Source organism: Aminithiophilus ramosus, from assembly GCF_018069705.1.
GTDB lineage: Bacteria > Synergistota > Synergistia > Synergistales > Aminithiophilaceae > Aminithiophilus > Aminithiophilus ramosus.
This window is the reverse complement of the sequence record NZ_CP072943.1, coordinates 128,723-143,322: the sequence shown is the minus strand read 5'-3', so window position 1 is coordinate 143,322 and position 14,600 is coordinate 128,723. Positions and strand designations below refer to the sequence as shown.

The following is a 14,600-nucleotide window of genomic DNA, read 5'->3' as shown; positions in this document are numbered from 1 at the left end:
TCGAACCATGACCGACAGAGAAAAGACGGGAAAGCATGCCGTGGAGAAGAGCTGTCTCTGCGGGACGACGGAGACGGTGGAAGGAACGGCGCTGCTCGACATCCGGGACCTGCACGTCTCCTTTCCCACGAGCCGCGGCGTCGTCCCCGCCGTCGTCGCCGTCGATCTCGACGTGAGGCGGGGGGAGATCGTCGGACTCGTGGGGGAATCGGGCTGCGGCAAGAGCGTCACCTCCCTGGCCGTCATGGGCCTCGTCGCCCCTCCGGGCCAGGTCCGGGGCGAAATCCGCCTCGACGGCCGGGAGCTGACGGCTCTTCCCGAAAAGGAGATGGCTCGGATCCGAGGCTGTGACGCGGCGATGATCTTCCAGGAACCCATGACGTCGCTCAACCCCGTCCTGACCGTGGGGCGCCAGGTGAGCGAGGCCCTTCTCATCCACTCCTCGATGAGCGCCGAGGAGGCCCGCCGGCGGGGCATCGAACTCTTCGCCCTCTGCGGCATCCCCGAGGCCCGGTCGCGGTACGACGCCTTCCCCCACCAGCTCTCGGGGGGGCTGAGACAGAGAGCCATGATCGCCATGGCCCTGGCCTGCGAGCCGAGCCTCCTCATCGCCGACGAGCCGACGACGGCCCTCGACGTGACGATTCAGGCCCAGATCCTCGACCTCATGAAGTCGCTCCGAGATCGGCTGGGGTCGGCCATCCTCCTCATCACCCACGACCTCGGCGTGGTGGCCGAGACCTGCGATCGCGTCAACGTCATGTACGCCGGGCGGATCCAGGAGCGGGCCACGGTCTTCGACCTCTTCGAGCGGCCCGGCCACCCCTACACTCAGGGACTCCTGCGCTCCGTGCCCGGCGGCGGGGCCAGGGGCCAGCGCCTCTACGCCATCCCCGGGATGGTGCCCCATCTGCTCCGGCTGCCGACGGGATGTCCCTTCCACCCCCGGTGCGAGAGGGCCCTCCCTCTCTGTCGACGGGAGGAGCCGCCTCTGGCGGCCGTCGGCGAAGGCCATCAGGTGCGCTGCTGGCTGGCCGATCCCGGGAGAGAAGGGGGAGAAAGGCGATGAAGACGATGGAACCTCTCGTCGCGGTGCGCCGCCTGTCCAAGCACTTTCCCGTCGACCGTGGGCTCCTGGGCCGGTCGAACCGCGTCGTCCGCGCCGTCGACGGCGTCTCCTTCGACATTTTCCCCCGGGAGACCTTCGCCGTCGTGGGCGAATCGGGCTGCGGCAAGACAACCCTGGGACGGCTGACGCTGCGCCTCATCGAGGCGACGGCCGGGGAGGTCCGCTTCGCCGGAGAGGATCTGACGGCCCTCTCGGGCGAGAAGCTCCGCCGGATGCGCCGCCGCATGCAGATCGTCTTCCAGGACCCCTACGCCAGCCTCGATCCCCGCATGCGCGTCGCCGACATCGTGGCCGAGCCCCTGGCGGCCCACGGCGTCGGCAGCGCCTCGGAGCGCGGCGACAGGGTGAAGGAGCTGCTGCGCCTCGTGGGCATGAGGGCCGACGCCATGAGCCGCTATCCCCACGAGTTCTCCGGGGGACAGCGGCAGAGGATCGGGATCGCCCGTGCCCTGGCGCTCAACCCGGAATTCATCGTCTGCGACGAGCCCCTCTCGGCCCTGGACGTCTCGATCCAGTCTCAGGTCATCAATCTCCTGGGCGACCTCCAGCGGACCTTCGACCTGACCTACCTCTTCATCACCCACGACCTTTCGGTGGTGCGCCGCATCGGCGACCGGGTCTGCGTCATGTACCTCGGCAAGGTGGTGGAGATCGGCCCGACGGAGGAAATCTTCGCCTCGCCGCGGCACCCCTACACCTTCTTCCTCCTGTCGGCGGTGCCCCGACCCGATCCCCGCATGCGGGACCGGCCGCGACCGCTTCTGGAGGGCGATCTGCCCAGCCCCATGAACCGCCCCTCGGGCTGCGTCTTCCGAACGCGCTGCCCCTACGCCCGGGACGACTGCGCCCAGGCCGAACCGCCCCTGACGGAAGGGGAGGGACGCGCGACGGCCTGCTTCCACCCCCTCTGACGGAGAGAACCGAACCCGCGGGACGAGATCCCCTCGGCACCGCCGCGAAGCGGTCGGAGGACGAAGTCGTCTGCCTCCCTCTTCGCACCGGAGAGGCGCCTCGAGGGGCCTCCCGAAGCGACGGCGGCGGGCCTCGCGCCGGAAGGCCTGCGGATCCGCAGGGCACCTCCTCTATCGACTTTCGGGCGACGGAGACGGAAAATGGGTTTTTCAGCGAAAGAAGCGGAAAGGCGGGAGAAAAGGACATGGAAAAAGTGCGCGCCCTCCCCGAGGGCGGGACGATCGGTCTCGTCGCCCCTTCGAGCCCGGCCCCGAAAGAGAAGCTGGAACAGGCCGAGGCCCTTCTCGAGGCCCGAGGCTACCGCGTCAAAAGGGGCGAAAGCTGCAACCGGGCCTGGGGCTATCTGGCCGGCCCCGACGACCTGCGGGCCGACGATCTCCACCGGTTCTTCGCCGATCCCGAAGTGGACGCCCTCTTCTGCGTCCGCGGCGGCGACGGCGCCACGCGCCTTCCGGGACTCCTGAAGGCCGACGTCTTCCGGGCCAACCCCAAGATCCTCCTGGGCTACAGCGACATCACCGTCCTCCACCTCTTTCTCCACCGCGAGGCCGGCTTCTGCACCTTCCACGGCCCCATGGCGACGACGGAGTTCGTCAAGGAGACCTGGTCGGGCTACGTCGAGGACGCCCTCTTTCGGGCCCTCACCTCGACGGAGCCTCTGGGGGAGATCGTCCCCTACGAGGGCGCACCCGCCTACGAGACCCTCGTCGGGGGGACGGCCGAGGGAGAACTGGCCGGAGGCTGCCTCTCCCTCGTGACGGCCCTCATGGGCACGCCCTGGGAGATCGATCTGGCGGGAAAGATCTTCGTCTTCGAAGACGTCTACGAGGAGCCCTACAAGATCGACCGGATGCTCTGCCAGCTCCGCATGGCGGGCAAGCTCGACGCCGTCGCGGGAATCGTCGTGGGCCAGATCGTCGACGGAGAGCCCAAGGACGCGACGAAAAGCCTCTCGCTGCGGGAGGTCCTCGAAAGCCTCCTCGTCCCCCTGGGCAAGCCCGTCCTCCTCAACGGCCCCTTCGGCCACGACGTGAAGAAGACGACCCTCCCCCTGGGAGCGAGGGCCCGCCTCGACGCGGGAGCGAAGAGCTTCTGGGTCGATTCGGGAGTCCGCTAGACAGGAAAGCCGGACAGCCCCTCCACGGGGCAAGCCCGCCGAGGGGAAGAGGAAACCGACCGCGGGGCGCAGGAAGACCGGCAGCGGCCTTCCCGCGCCCCTTTGCAGGGGGGAGATCCCCTTCTTGAGGAGGTCCCGTTCAGGTGAAGATCTACGTCAGCTGCGACATGGAGGGAGCCACCGGCGTCGTCCGGTGGGAGCAGGTGAGCGCCGACAAGGCCGACTACGCCTTCGGCTGCGCCATGCAGCGCCACGACCTGCTGGCCGTGGTCGAGGCCGCTTTCGAGTTCGGCGCCACGGAAATCCTGGTCAACGACTCCCACGCCCGCATGATCAACCTCGACGTGCGCCAGCTCCCGAAGGGCGTGACCGTCGTCAGCGGCGCCGGCAAGCCGCTGAGCATGGTCGAGGCGGTGGAGGGGGCCGACAGGGCCTTCTTCGTCGCCTACCACGCCATGGCCGGAACGGCCCGGGCCGTCCTGGACCACACCATGTCGGGAGACGCCTTCGAAGTCACCCTCGACGGAATCGCCGTGGGGGAGACGGGCTTCAACGCCGCCGTGGCGGGCCACTTCGGCGTGCCCGTCGGACTCGTGACGGGCGACGAGGCCCTCTGCCGCGAGGCGCGGGCCCTCCTCGGCGACGAGCTCGTCGTCTGCTCCGTCAAGGAGGGGCTGGGGCGGCAGGCCGCCCGAGTCCTCACTCCGGAGGTGACGGCACAGAAACTCCGGACGGCCGTCCGGGAGGCCCTCCAGGGAGGGAAAACCCCTCGGCCCTTCCGGGCCGGAAGCCCCTGTCAGGTCGGACTCACCGTCCTCAACAGCGCCCAGGGAGACGCCGTCGACAACCTGCCCGGCACGGTGCGCCATTCGGGACGGACCTTCTCCTTCCGGGCCGGCGACGTCGTCGAAGGCTACCGCTGGTTCCGGGCCGCCCTGGCCCTGGCCGGGACGGTGGGACGGTAGGCGAAGACACATCGAGGGGGCGAGAGGGGGAACCCCCTCTCGCCCCCTCGATGTCTCGCCCGTCGAACCGGCTACCGCAGAACGTCGGTCCCGTCCCTCAGGGCCGCTCCATCGGGCCGCCCCGCGGAGAACCCACGCCCCTCGCGAATGGCGCCGCTCCTCCCGGGGACGCGGCCACGCCCGCTCCGAAGGGGCGAAAGGGAGTTTCTGGGCGCCGCCGTCGCCGGAGCGGCGTCTTCGGACCGCCCCTTCGATCCGGGTTGTCTTCCTGCCCCGACCTCGGGAGAGAAGACGCCTCTCTCCCTTGCGGTGGCCCTCAGCGCACCTCGGAGGAGAGGGGAAGAACGCCCGCCCTTCTCTCGTCGAGGCGGAAACGGGCGATCCGGGAGAGGAGCTCTTCTCCGCGGAGGTTCATCTCCTGGGCCTGACCGGCCACGCCCTCGGCGGCGCGGGACGTCTCCTCCGAGGCACGGCCGATGGAGCGGATCAGTCCGGAGATGCGCGTCGTCCCCTCCGTGATCTGTTCCATGGCCGAGGCCATCTCCTCGCTCGAGGCGGCCTGTTCCTCCGAGGTGGAGGCCACGGTGCCGATGGCGTCGATGACGCGGCGGGTCCCTTCGAGGGCCTCTTCGAGCTCCCGGACCGCGGCGGCGGCCCTGTCGACGGTCGCCTTCATGATGGCCCCCGCCTCTTCCGTGACGGCGATGGAGTCGCCCATGCTCTTCTCCAGGCTTCCGATGAGCTTGGACACCTCCGAGGCGGCGCCGTTGGACTCTCCGGCCAGCTTGCGGACCTCCTCGGCGACGACGGCGAAGCCCCGCCCCGCCGCTCCCGCCCGGACCGCGGCGGCGTTGAGGGCCAGAAGGTTCGTCTGGTCGGCGATGGAGCCGATGACGCCGACGAAACCGGCGATGTCCTTCACGGCTCCGGCCAGATGGTGCATGGCCTCGGCGCCGGCCCGGGGCCTTTCGCCGACGCCCTCCAGATCGCGCACCACGGCCTGGACCTTCTCCACCGAGGCCGAGGCCGTCCGGCCGACCCGCTCTCCCGCCGTCGCGCCCTCGACGGCGGCGCGGGCCATCGTCTGGGCGCCGTCGGCCATCTCCTGGATCGAGGAGGCCATCTCTCTGATGGAGGTCCCGTTGGATTCCGACAGCTCCAGCACCTGGTCGAGGCGGGTTCGAACCTCGTCCATGGAGGCGTTGGTCTCCTCCGAAAGGGCCGCCAGAGAGGTCGATGTGGCGGCGACGGCCTCGGCGGCATGCCGGATCTGGAAAACCGTATCGGCCTGAGAGCCGATCATGGCCGCCAGGGCGTCGGCCATGATCCCCAGCTCGTCGGAGGACCGAAGGGCGAAGTCGTCGCGGGTCACGGTCAGGTCGCCCTCGCGGGCCCTTTCCGCCATGGCGGCCACCGTCCTCAGAGGTCTCACGATCCGCCCCGCCACGAGCCAGACGGCGGCGATGACGACGGCCAGGCCGACGCCGGTCAGAGCCAGGGGCAGGACAAAGAGGCGGTTCGAGGCGGCCAGGACCTCCTCGTCGAGGGCGACGACGCCGAAACTCCAGGGCGTCCCCGTCCGACCGATCTCGACGGGGGCGAAGGCCTTGAACGTCGTCTGCTTCAACGCCACCGACCAGGACTCCTCGAACCAGCTCTCGCCCCGCCTGATGCGCCGCAGGACCTCGTCGCCTCCGGCGCCCTGGATCTCGCCGGCGACGTCGCCGATGCGGTCCCGTGAGGGATGGCTGGCCACCATGCCGCCGTGGGAGAGAAGGCGGCCGAAGCCCGTCTCGTAGAACCTCATCTTCGTCGTCATCTCCTGGAGGACCTCCAGAGCGATATCGACGCCCACGGCGCCGACGCGACGGCCGCCGATCTCGACGGGAACGGCGAGGGTCGTCATCGCCACCTTCCGGCCTCCCACCTCGTACTCGAAGGGATCGAGAACCGTCTCCCGGCCGCTCTCCATGGCCCGAAGGTAATAGTCTCCCTCGCCGGGAACGTCATAGCCCACCAGGGCCTCGAGGGCCACCTCGTCGCCGTCGCGATACCAGTAGGGGATGAAACGTCCCGTGCCGTCATGCCCTTTCGCGCCCACGAAATCGCCGTCGCGTCCGTCGAAGGCGCCGGGCTCCCAGCAGGTCCAGACCCCGAAAAAGTCGGGATTGCGCCGCAGCACCTGGGCCAGCATCCCGTTGACCAGGGCCCGGTCGAGGCTACCGGCGGCGCCGAGCCCTTCGAGGACTCCGGCCAGCGAACGGGCCACGTCGAGCGGACGCTCGAACTGAAGCCTCACCTCGTTGGCCAGTTCCCGCGACCGAATCAGCGCCACCTGGCGGGCCTCCATCATGCTCTCCCTCCGGTTCACCGCCGTGATGACCCCCACCACGGAACCGAAGACGACGAGAACCACGGCGAGCACGATGGCCGTGATCTTTTCCCGGAGCTTCATCGCCATTTTCAACGCTCTTCCTCCCCCCTTTTCGCCCCGGACCGATCGGACGCGACGGTCCCAATTTCCTTCAATCAAAGCATGGGGGGCAATAAATTCAATACGTTATTTTGTTTTATTTTTTAAAATAACGCTATTCCCATCAAGCAAAAAGGAGATCAATTATCACCTTTCTTTAATTCATGCGATAGGGGCCGAAACGCCCCGCGAGACCGAAGGAACGGCCGGGAAAAGGCGCTCCCGAGGGAGGGCAGAGCCTCGCATCGAACGTTCCTTTCCCGGAAAGTTTCTCGAAGCGGGATTCGTCTCTTGACCGACATATACCCCATGTGGTATTTATTGCCTATCAACGTTCAAGGGGGGGAAACCATCCATGGGAAAGCAAAACCCCATCGACCTGAAAAGCTGGCAGGGCATCCGCTCCGTCCTCCAGCTCCAGCTCATGGTGGCCTTCGTCGTGGCCGTCCTGGTCCTGAAGCAGTGGTGGTTCTGCGTCCTCATGATCGCCCTCGGCGGCCTTCTCTCGGCCTTCCGGGGCAAGATCTGGTGCGGCCTTCTCTGTCCCAACGGAGGCTTCATCGACCTCATCTGGTCGCGCCTGTCTCTGCGCCTCCTCCCCTTTCCCCGGTGGCTCAACAGGGGAAGGGTCCTCCAGGGCTCCATGCTGCTGGCCATGGCGGGCTATTTCGCCTGGATCGTCTGGTTCGTGACGGTCCGGCAGGATCTGCCCTTCTCCTTCGCCTCTTTCTCCCTCCACGGCCTTCTCTTCCTGCGCTTCTGTCAGTTCATGCTGGCCCTGGCCGCCGTCATGGCCATCGTCTTCGAGCCCCGCTCCTTCTGCGCCCACATCTGCCCCGGAGGAACTCTGGGGACCCTGGCGGCCAAGGCCGCCGGGAGAAGCCCCATCGTCATCGATTCGGCGCGCTGCGTCGGCTGCAACCTCTGCACGCAGGTCTGCGACGCCCCGGAGAGGCTTCTCCTCCCCCTCATCGACGAGGCCAGGGCCCTGAGGCAGAGGGGAGAGGCGGCGATCCTCCCCGTCTCCTCCGAGTGCTACGGCTGCCTCGACTGCGTCGCCGCCTGCCCCCAGGAGGCGCTCCGCATCGAGACGCCCCGAAGGAAGCGCAAGGGGGAAAGTTAGGCGTCTGTCGAACGTGACCTGACGGCCGTCGATCCCTTTCCTTTTGCGTCATCTGAAAAAAACCCTTGTCTCAAACTCAAGCTCTTGCTCCTGTAGATCAGGCTCGATCGACGGACCCGGGTCGGAAGACCCCTGGAAGACGGAAAGGGGGCGGGGAGATTCCCCGCCCCCTTCTTCTGGCGTTTTTCGTGACGACGTTCTCAGGCGACGACGAGGCGGATTTCGTCGCCGTCGGCGGTCACCTGGAGACGCGACCCGACCGTCACCTCGCCGGCGATGACCTTCTTCGCCACGGGCGTCTCCAGCTGCCTCACCAGAAGCCGTTTGAGGGGCCGGGCGCCGTAGACGGGATCGTAGCCCCGACGGGCCAGCAGGGCCGCGGCGGTGTCGTCGATGTCGAGGCCGATGCCTCGGTCGGCCAGACGACGGGCCAGGTCGCGGACAAGGAGGGTGACGATGCGGACGATCTCCTCGCGACGGAGGGGCTTGAAGAGGACGATCTCGTCGATGCGGTTGAGGAACTCGGGCCTGAAGGCGGCCCGCAGCTCCTCCATGACGGCCTGGCGCGAGACGGCCGGGACCTCGCCCTCCTCGAGCCCTTCGACGAGGTGGCGCGCGCCGAGATTGCTCGTCATGATGAGAACGGTGTTCTTGAAATCGACGGTCCGCCCCTGGCTGTCGGTGACACGGCCGTCGTCGAGGATCTGGAGGAGGACGTTGAAGACCTCGGGATGGGCTTTCTCGATCTCGTCGAAGAGGACCACCGCGTAGGGGCGCCGCCGGACGGCCTCGGTGAGCTGTCCTCCCTCCTCGTAGCCCACGTAGCCCGGAGGAGCGCCGATGAGGCGCGAGACGGCGTGGCGCTCCATGTACTCCGACATGTCGATGCGGATCAGATTCTCCTCCGAATCGAAAAGGGCCTGCGAAAGGGCCTTGGCCAGCTCCGTCTTGCCCACCCCCGTGGGGCCGAGGAAGATGAAGCTGCCGATGGGACGGCGGGGGTCCTTGATGCCCGCCCGGGCCCGGAGGACGGCGTCGGCCACGAGGGCCACGGCCTCGTCCTGGCCGACGACGCGTTCGTGGAGAATCTCCTCCAGGCGGAGGAGTTTGTGGCGCTCCCCTTCGAGGAGGCGCGAGACGGGAATGCCCGTCCAGCGGGAGACGATGGACGAGACCTCTCCCTCCGTAACCTCCTGACGGAGGAGACGGTCGCCCCCTCGGGACCTGAGACGCTCCTCCTCTTCGCGGAAACTCCTCTCCAGGTCGGGGAGCACGCCGTGGCGGAGCTCGGCCGCCCTGTTGAGGTCATAGTCGCGCTCGGCCTTCTCGATGTCGCGTCGCGTCTGCTCGATGCGCTCCTTCAGCGACTGGGCCTTCTGGATCTCTTCCTTCTCCCTGTCGTACTGGGCCCTCAGGGCGGCCGTCCTCTCCCTGCACGCGGCCAGCTCCTCCCGGACCTGATCGAGGCGGGCCGCGCTGGCCCCGTCGGTCTCCTTCTTGAGGGCCGCCTCCTCGATCTCGAGCTGCATCACCTTCCGCGACGCCGAGTCGAGCTCGGCCGGCATGGAGTCGATCTCGGTCCGGACCGTGGCGCAGGCCTCGTCGACGAGGTCGATGGCCTTGTCGGGGAGGAAGCGGTCGGCGATGTAGCGCGACGAGAGGGTCGCCGCCGCCACGAGGGCGTTGTCCTGAATCCGCACGCCGTGGAAGACCTCGAAACGCTCCTTCAGGCCCCGCAAGATGGAGACGGTCTCCTCCACGGAAGGGGGCTCGACGAGAACGGGCTGGAATCGGCGCTCCAGGGCCTTGTCCTTCTCGATGTTCTTGCGGTACTCCTCCGTCGTCGTCGCCCCGATACAGTGGAGCTCTCCCCGGGCCAGCATGGGCTTGAGCATGTTCCCCGCGTCCATGGCCCCTTCGGCCTTGCCCGCTCCGACGATGGTGTGGAGCTCGTCGATGAAGAGGAGAATCGCTCCCTCGCTGCCCTTCACCTCGTCGAGGACGGCCTTGAGGCGCTCCTCGAACTCGCCTCGATACTTGGCCCCGGCCAGAAGGGCCCCCATGTCGAGGGCGATGACGGTCCGGTCCCTGAGGCCTTCGGGCACGTCGCCGCGGACGATCCTCTGGGCGAGCCCCTCGACGATGGCCGTCTTGCCCACGCCGGGCTCGCCGATGAGGACGGGGTTGTTCTTCGTCTTCCGGCTCAGGATGCGAATGACGCGGCGGATCTCCTCGTCCCGCCCCATGACGGGGTCGAGCTTCCCCTCCCGGGCCAGGGCGACGAGGTCGCGGCCATATTTGGCCAGGGCCTCGTAGGTCTCCTCGGGCGAATCGCCCGTGACGCGCCGATGGCCCCGCACCGACTCGAGAGCGCCCAGGAAGGCCTCTTCGGTGAGCCCCGAATCGGCCAGGAGCCGTCCGGCCGCCGTCTTGCGCCCCTCTCCGACGAGCTCCAGAAAGAGATGTTCCACCGAAAGGTACTCGTCGCCCATCGCTTTGGCCCGCTCCACGCCGCGGGCCAGGAGGCGCGACAGCCTCTGGGAGACGTAGATCTGCCCCGGCGTCACGCCGGGACCGCTCACCTTCGGCTTGCGCTCCACCTCTTCTCCGGCCGCCTTGGTTACCAGAGAGAGGTTGACGTTCATTTTTTCGAGCAGACGGGGAATCAGCCCCTCCTTCTGTTCCAGAAGGGCCAGAAGGAGATGCTCCCCGTCGGCCTCGACCTGACCTCGACGGAGAGCCTCGTCCTGAGCCGATGTCAGGGCCTCCTGAGTCTTCTTCGTCCATTTGCTGAGATCCATGGGCCATGCCTCCTTTGATCTTCGTTGACCTATGTCTATTATATAGGTCAACGAAGATCAGACAAGGGGTCCCTGCCCTGCCGAATCTGCAGACTCTTCATCGGCTGCAACTTAGCCGAATATTCCGGATAGAACGACGATTGCGGCTCCTGCCCGACATGCCTGTCCGTATGGAATCATCCCTCGCATCGACCAGGAGGAAGGATCCCATGCGAACGCCGAGTCTTGAAAGCCATGAAAATCCTTTGGCCCAGGAGAGGGGGCAGAGGCTCTCGGGGCTCTTTCCGCGCCGGTGGATTCTCGAGCAGGCCAAGGCATCGGGCTTCGTCGAAGGGGTCCGCAATCTCGATCCGATGGTCTTTTTTTGGCATCTGGTTCTCGCTTTCGGCTCTTCGAGCCGCCTGTGTCTTCTCCGGCTCCATCGGAGCCATGAGAAAGTCGCGCCGGACCGGATGACTTGGCCCGCCTTCTACGATCGCTTCACGCCGGAACGGCTCGAATTCCTCAAAAGATGCCTGGAGCGCGCCATGGCTCGCGTCGTCTTCGAGGCGCTCCCCGCGAGGGCGACGGCGCTCGAGGCCTGCGACATCAGGGAGATCGTCGCCATCGACAGCACCCTGATTCCTCTTCATCCCGATCTGGCCGAGGGCTTTCCCAACGCCAGGAGCACGACTTGTCCCGCGGCGGCGAAGCTGAACGTTCAACTCGGGCTTCTCAATCGCGCTCCCAGGGCCTTTTCCGTACCTCTCGGGCAAGACGGCCGAAAGCCCCCTCCTGCCGACGGAGGCGTGGATGGAAGGGCACCTGCTTCTTTTCGACCTGGGTTCTTTCAAGATCGAGCGCTTCCGGGAAATCGACGATAGCGGAGGCTTTTTCATCAGTCGCCTGAAGACGAACAGCAATCCCCTTCTGCTTCGGAACCTGAGGGAAGGGCCGAGAAACCGCATCGACCTCCGTCACTGGCGTCTCCGGGAAGTGGAACCCTACCTGCGCCGCCAGGTCCTCGACGCCGAAGGACTTTTTGCTCCCCGTAACATCACGGACAAGAAGGTGCGGGAGATCGAGGAAGGCCCTGTCTTCCGTCCCCTTCGTTTCGTCGGCGTCAAAAACGAGAAGACCGGCGAATATCATCTCCACGTCACCCATCTGCCGGCGGACAAGGTCTCTCCCGAGGAGATCGCTGATCTTTACCGGGCCCGATGGGCCGTGGAGATCTTTTTCAAGGAGCTTAAAAGTCCCTTCGGCCTCTCGTCGATCGGTTCAGGGAAAAAGCACAGTCGAAATCGTCATCTGCGTGGCCCTGACGGTCATCGTCTCGGGCCAGGTGCGCAGGGAACTGGAGAAGGAGCCGCGAAGCGACGTCAAGGAGATGGGACCTCTCCTCTACGCCGAGCACTTTCACCACACACGGGCCTCCTCCAAACCGTTCTTTATCACGAAGGCTTCCTCTTCGACCCGGCCTCGCTCCGGATCGGCGCCGTCAGGGCCGATCCCTTGCCCGAGCGCTACCGGAGAGGACGGCGGGAGGATGTCTAGCCAGAGAGAACCTAATTGATAGATGGATACCTTCTTGAATATTCGGCTAAGTTGCGGCCAATGAGAGGTTCCCTAAAGAGATCGGGCTCTTTCCAGTTTCCTGCAAAGTAAACTTCCGCCGGGCTTCAGCATCCCCGACGGGGTCCACTCTATCGGGGGATCGCCGTTGACATCCTCCCCCGTGACGCCTCCAGGGGTCTGTGCTAAACTAAACGTGAGCTATCGCATGTGTACTTTTACATAGCTCCAAGTTTACGATCCGTTAGGAGGCGTTCGTCATGGAAGGCAAACGGGGCATCTCTCTCAAGGCAAAAATATCGATGGCCGCAGCGACCGTCGCCGTGGCCATCCTCGCCGTGGCCTTCTCCGTCAGCTACGTCACGGCCAAAAACCGTCTCGAAGAGACGATCGTCAGCCAGGGGCAGGGGTTCGCCGCCTCGCTGCGGCAGTCCATCGACGGCGAATTGGCCCTGATCCGCGGCACCCTCGCGACGGCTCAGACCGTGGCCGTCGCCGACCTCGAGAGCGGCAACATCATGGCCTCCAACAACGCGGCCGTCTTCGGCTCCGTCGAGCTGCCCATCCTCTTCGTCATGAAGGGCGGCTTCAAGCAGATCACCGACGACAGCGCCCTCGTCGACGGCTGGAACGCCCAGCTCGGCGGGACCTTCACCCTCTTCCAGGGCACGGAGAAGGGCGACCTGGTCCGCGTCGCCACGACCATCAAGGACGACAAGGGAGAGCGGGCCCTGGGAGAGGTCCTCGACCGCAAGGAGTACGCCGCCCTCTACGCCGCCATCGCCGAGCCGGGCGGGAAGTACGAGGGGCTCTCCCTCGTGGGCGGGATTCCCTATTACGGCTCCTATCAGCGGATCAGGAACGCGGAGCACCTCATCGTCGCCTACGCGGGCGTCTCCCTGGCGCCCATCGTCGACCACATGCAGGAGACCCGCTTCGGCCGCGAGGGACGGGGCTTCATCTTCGACGACGGCGGCACGATCGTCGGCCACCCCAAGTTCCCTGCCGGCATGGCCGTCGCCGAGGCGGCCCCGGGATTCTGGCAGAGCTATTCCGAGGCCAGCCAGACCGGACAGGACCACTTCTTCTACCGCCTCGGCGACGAGCGGAAGATCGCCTTCATCGCCTCCGTCGAAGAGCTGGGCTGGCATCTCGCCCTGGCCATGACGGAGGCCGAGATACTCGCCCCGGCCGTCTCCATGCGCAACCAGATGATCCTCTGGGGCCTTCCGGCCCTCGTCATCGGCCTGGCTCTGATCTGGTTCCTTTCGGCCCGTCTTCTGGCCCCTCTGGCCCGCGTCGTCGAGACGGCGGGAAGGATCGCTTCGGGCGACCTCTCCGTCGACGTCGAGGGGGACGAGGGGAGCCGCGACGAGATTCTCCAGGTCATGGCCGCCTTCGACCGCATCGTCGGCGCCTACCGGAGCCTGGTGGGCCGCGTCAAGGATCTGGGCGCCCTTCTTCTCGAAAAGGGAGACGAGATCCACCGCATCAGCGACGACATCGGCGACAGCATGGACAAGACCCTCCGTGACGCCGGCGGCATGGTCCAGGTCGTGGCCTCCGTCTCCTCCGGCGCCGAAGAGACGAGCGCCGGCATCGAGGAGGTCGCCCAGGGCGCCCAGAAGACGGCCACCACCTCTTCGGAGCTCAACGGCGAGGCCCAGGCCATGGAAAGCGAGATCGCCCTGGGCCAGAAGGCCCTCAAGGGCGTCGCCGGCGACATGGCCAACATCGACAGGGCCAGCCGGGGCATCCAGGAATCGGTGGCCTCCCTCCAGGTCTCGGTGGAGAAGATCTCCACCTTCGTCACCACCATCACGGGCATCGCCGATCAGACGAACCTCCTGGCCCTCAACGCCGCCATCGAGGCGGCCCGGGCCGGAGAGGCGGGACGGGGATTCGCCGTCGTCGCCGAGGAGGTCCGCAAGCTGGCCGAACAGTCCAACACGGCCGCCGGCGAAGTGGGACGGACCATCGAAGAGGTCCTGGGCCGCTCCCAGGCGGCCCATCGCGACACGGCCGAGACGGTCCGCCTCATCGAGGGCGCCGCGGCCAGCACTCAGGAGACGGCCCGCAAGATCGAGGGCATCCTCGACCGGGTCCACTCCATGACCGACGGCATCCGCTCCATCGCCGCCGCCGCCCAGGAGCAGTCGGCCGGAAGCGAGGAGATCGCCTCGGCCATGGACAGCATCCTCCGGGAGATCGGCAACGGCCAGACGGCGGCCGAAAACGTCGAGGCCTCGGCCCGGAACGTCGTGAGCCGTCTCGACGACCTGAAGGGCATCCGGAACGAACAGGGCAAGGTCGTCGACGACCTCGCCGAGGCCGTCCGCATCTACGTCCTCAAGGAAGGGGAACGGGGCGGCCTGATGGCCCTCGGAGACTGAACCATCAGGGGGCTCCCGCCGGGAGCCCCCTCTTTTCTCCCCCTTGTGGTAATATGGTCACGGTTATCACTCC

At 66.7% G+C, this 14,600-nt stretch carries 10 protein-coding genes; 8 read left to right on the top strand and 2 right to left on the bottom strand.

Annotation, left to right across the window (positions count from 1 at the left end):
* The first annotated feature begins 7 nt into the window (after positions 1-7).
* The 4 genes from KAR29_RS00635 to KAR29_RS00620 all read left to right on the top strand — a co-directional run bounded on the left by KAR29_RS00635 (position 8) and on the right by KAR29_RS00620 (position 4,183).
* Entirely contained in the window at positions 8-1,069 is a 1,062-nt protein-coding gene (locus tag KAR29_RS00635; RefSeq protein WP_274373726.1) for an ABC transporter ATP-binding protein, read from the top strand.
* Positions 1,066-2,040, top strand: a complete 975-nt coding sequence (locus KAR29_RS00630; protein ID WP_274373725.1) for an ABC transporter ATP-binding protein — start codon at positions 1,066-1,068, stop codon at positions 2,038-2,040. The genes KAR29_RS00635 and KAR29_RS00630 overlap by 4 nt, the downstream gene beginning before the upstream one ends.
* Before the next feature lie 245 nt (positions 2,041-2,285).
* Complete coding sequence (locus KAR29_RS00625; protein WP_274373724.1) at positions 2,286-3,218, top strand: S66 peptidase family protein; 933 nt, start codon at positions 2,286-2,288, stop codon at positions 3,216-3,218.
* Positions 3,219-3,361: 143 nt separating this feature from the next.
* Positions 3,362-4,183 carry a M55 family metallopeptidase gene (locus tag KAR29_RS00620; protein ID WP_274373723.1) on the top strand — a complete coding sequence of 274 codons (822 nt, stop codon included), beginning with the start codon at positions 3,362-3,364 and terminating at the stop codon, positions 4,181-4,183.
* A 316-nt stretch (positions 4,184-4,499) separates the two neighbouring features.
* Here the strand turns inward: KAR29_RS00620 and KAR29_RS00615 are convergent, their stop codons facing one another.
* Positions 4,500-6,644, bottom strand: coding sequence for a methyl-accepting chemotaxis protein (locus KAR29_RS00615; RefSeq protein WP_274374886.1), 2,145 nt, complete (start codon positions 6,642-6,644; stop codon positions 4,500-4,502).
* 367 nt (positions 6,645-7,011) lie between these two features.
* Between KAR29_RS00615 and KAR29_RS00610 the strand changes: the two genes are divergently transcribed.
* Positions 7,012-7,779, top strand: a complete 768-nt coding sequence (locus tag KAR29_RS00610) for a 4Fe-4S binding protein (RefSeq protein ID WP_274373722.1) — start codon at positions 7,012-7,014, stop codon at positions 7,777-7,779.
* A 200-nt stretch (positions 7,780-7,979) separates the two neighbouring features.
* Here KAR29_RS00610 and clpB read toward each other — a convergent pair whose 3' ends face one another.
* Positions 7,980-10,580, bottom strand: a complete 2,601-nt coding sequence (gene clpB / locus KAR29_RS00605; protein WP_274373721.1) for an ATP-dependent chaperone ClpB — start codon at positions 10,578-10,580, stop codon at positions 7,980-7,982.
* 209 nt (positions 10,581-10,789) lie between these two features.
* On the opposite strand from clpB, the gene KAR29_RS00600 reads away from it, so the two are divergent.
* The 3 genes from KAR29_RS00600 (at position 10,790) to KAR29_RS00590 (ending at position 14,527) form a co-directional block, all read left to right on the top strand.
* Positions 10,790-11,443, top strand: coding sequence for a hypothetical protein (locus KAR29_RS00600; protein WP_274373720.1), 654 nt, complete (start codon positions 10,790-10,792; stop codon positions 11,441-11,443).
* A complete protein-coding gene (locus KAR29_RS00595) occupies positions 11,373-12,116 on the top strand; it encodes a transposase (protein ID WP_274373719.1) in 744 nt (247 codons plus the stop codon). The genes KAR29_RS00600 and KAR29_RS00595 overlap by 71 nt, the downstream gene beginning before the upstream one ends.
* Positions 12,117-12,394: 278 nt before the next feature.
* Complete coding sequence (locus tag KAR29_RS00590) at positions 12,395-14,527, top strand: methyl-accepting chemotaxis protein (RefSeq protein WP_274373718.1); 2,133 nt, start codon at positions 12,395-12,397, stop codon at positions 14,525-14,527.
* The last annotated feature ends 73 nt before the right edge of the window (positions 14,528-14,600 follow it).

Excerpts from the sequence above, each read along its gene's own strand:
- KAR29_RS00630 (WP_274373725.1), top strand. The coding sequence starts at position 1,066 with ATGAAGACGATGGAACCTCTCGTCGCGGTGCGCCGCCTGTCCAAGCAC.
- clpB (WP_274373721.1), bottom strand. The coding sequence starts at position 10,580 with ATGGATCTCAGCAAATGGACGAAGAAGACTCAGGAGGCCCTGACATCG.
- KAR29_RS00590 (WP_274373718.1), top strand. The coding sequence starts at position 12,395 with ATGGAAGGCAAACGGGGCATCTCTCTCAAGGCAAAAATATCGATGGCC.
- KAR29_RS00610 (WP_274373722.1), top strand. The coding sequence starts at position 7,012 with ATGGGAAAGCAAAACCCCATCGACCTGAAAAGCTGGCAGGGCATCCGC.
- KAR29_RS00635 (WP_274373726.1), top strand. The coding sequence starts at position 8 with ATGACCGACAGAGAAAAGACGGGAAAGCATGCCGTGGAGAAGAGCTGT.
- KAR29_RS00625 (WP_274373724.1), top strand. The coding sequence starts at position 2,286 with ATGGAAAAAGTGCGCGCCCTCCCCGAGGGCGGGACGATCGGTCTCGTC.
- KAR29_RS00615 (WP_274374886.1), bottom strand. The coding sequence starts at position 6,644 with ATGGCGATGAAGCTCCGGGAAAAGATCACGGCCATCGTGCTCGCCGTG.
- KAR29_RS00595 (WP_274373719.1), top strand. The coding sequence starts at position 11,373 with ATGGAAGGGCACCTGCTTCTTTTCGACCTGGGTTCTTTCAAGATCGAG.
- KAR29_RS00600 (WP_274373720.1), top strand. The coding sequence starts at position 10,790 with ATGCGAACGCCGAGTCTTGAAAGCCATGAAAATCCTTTGGCCCAGGAG.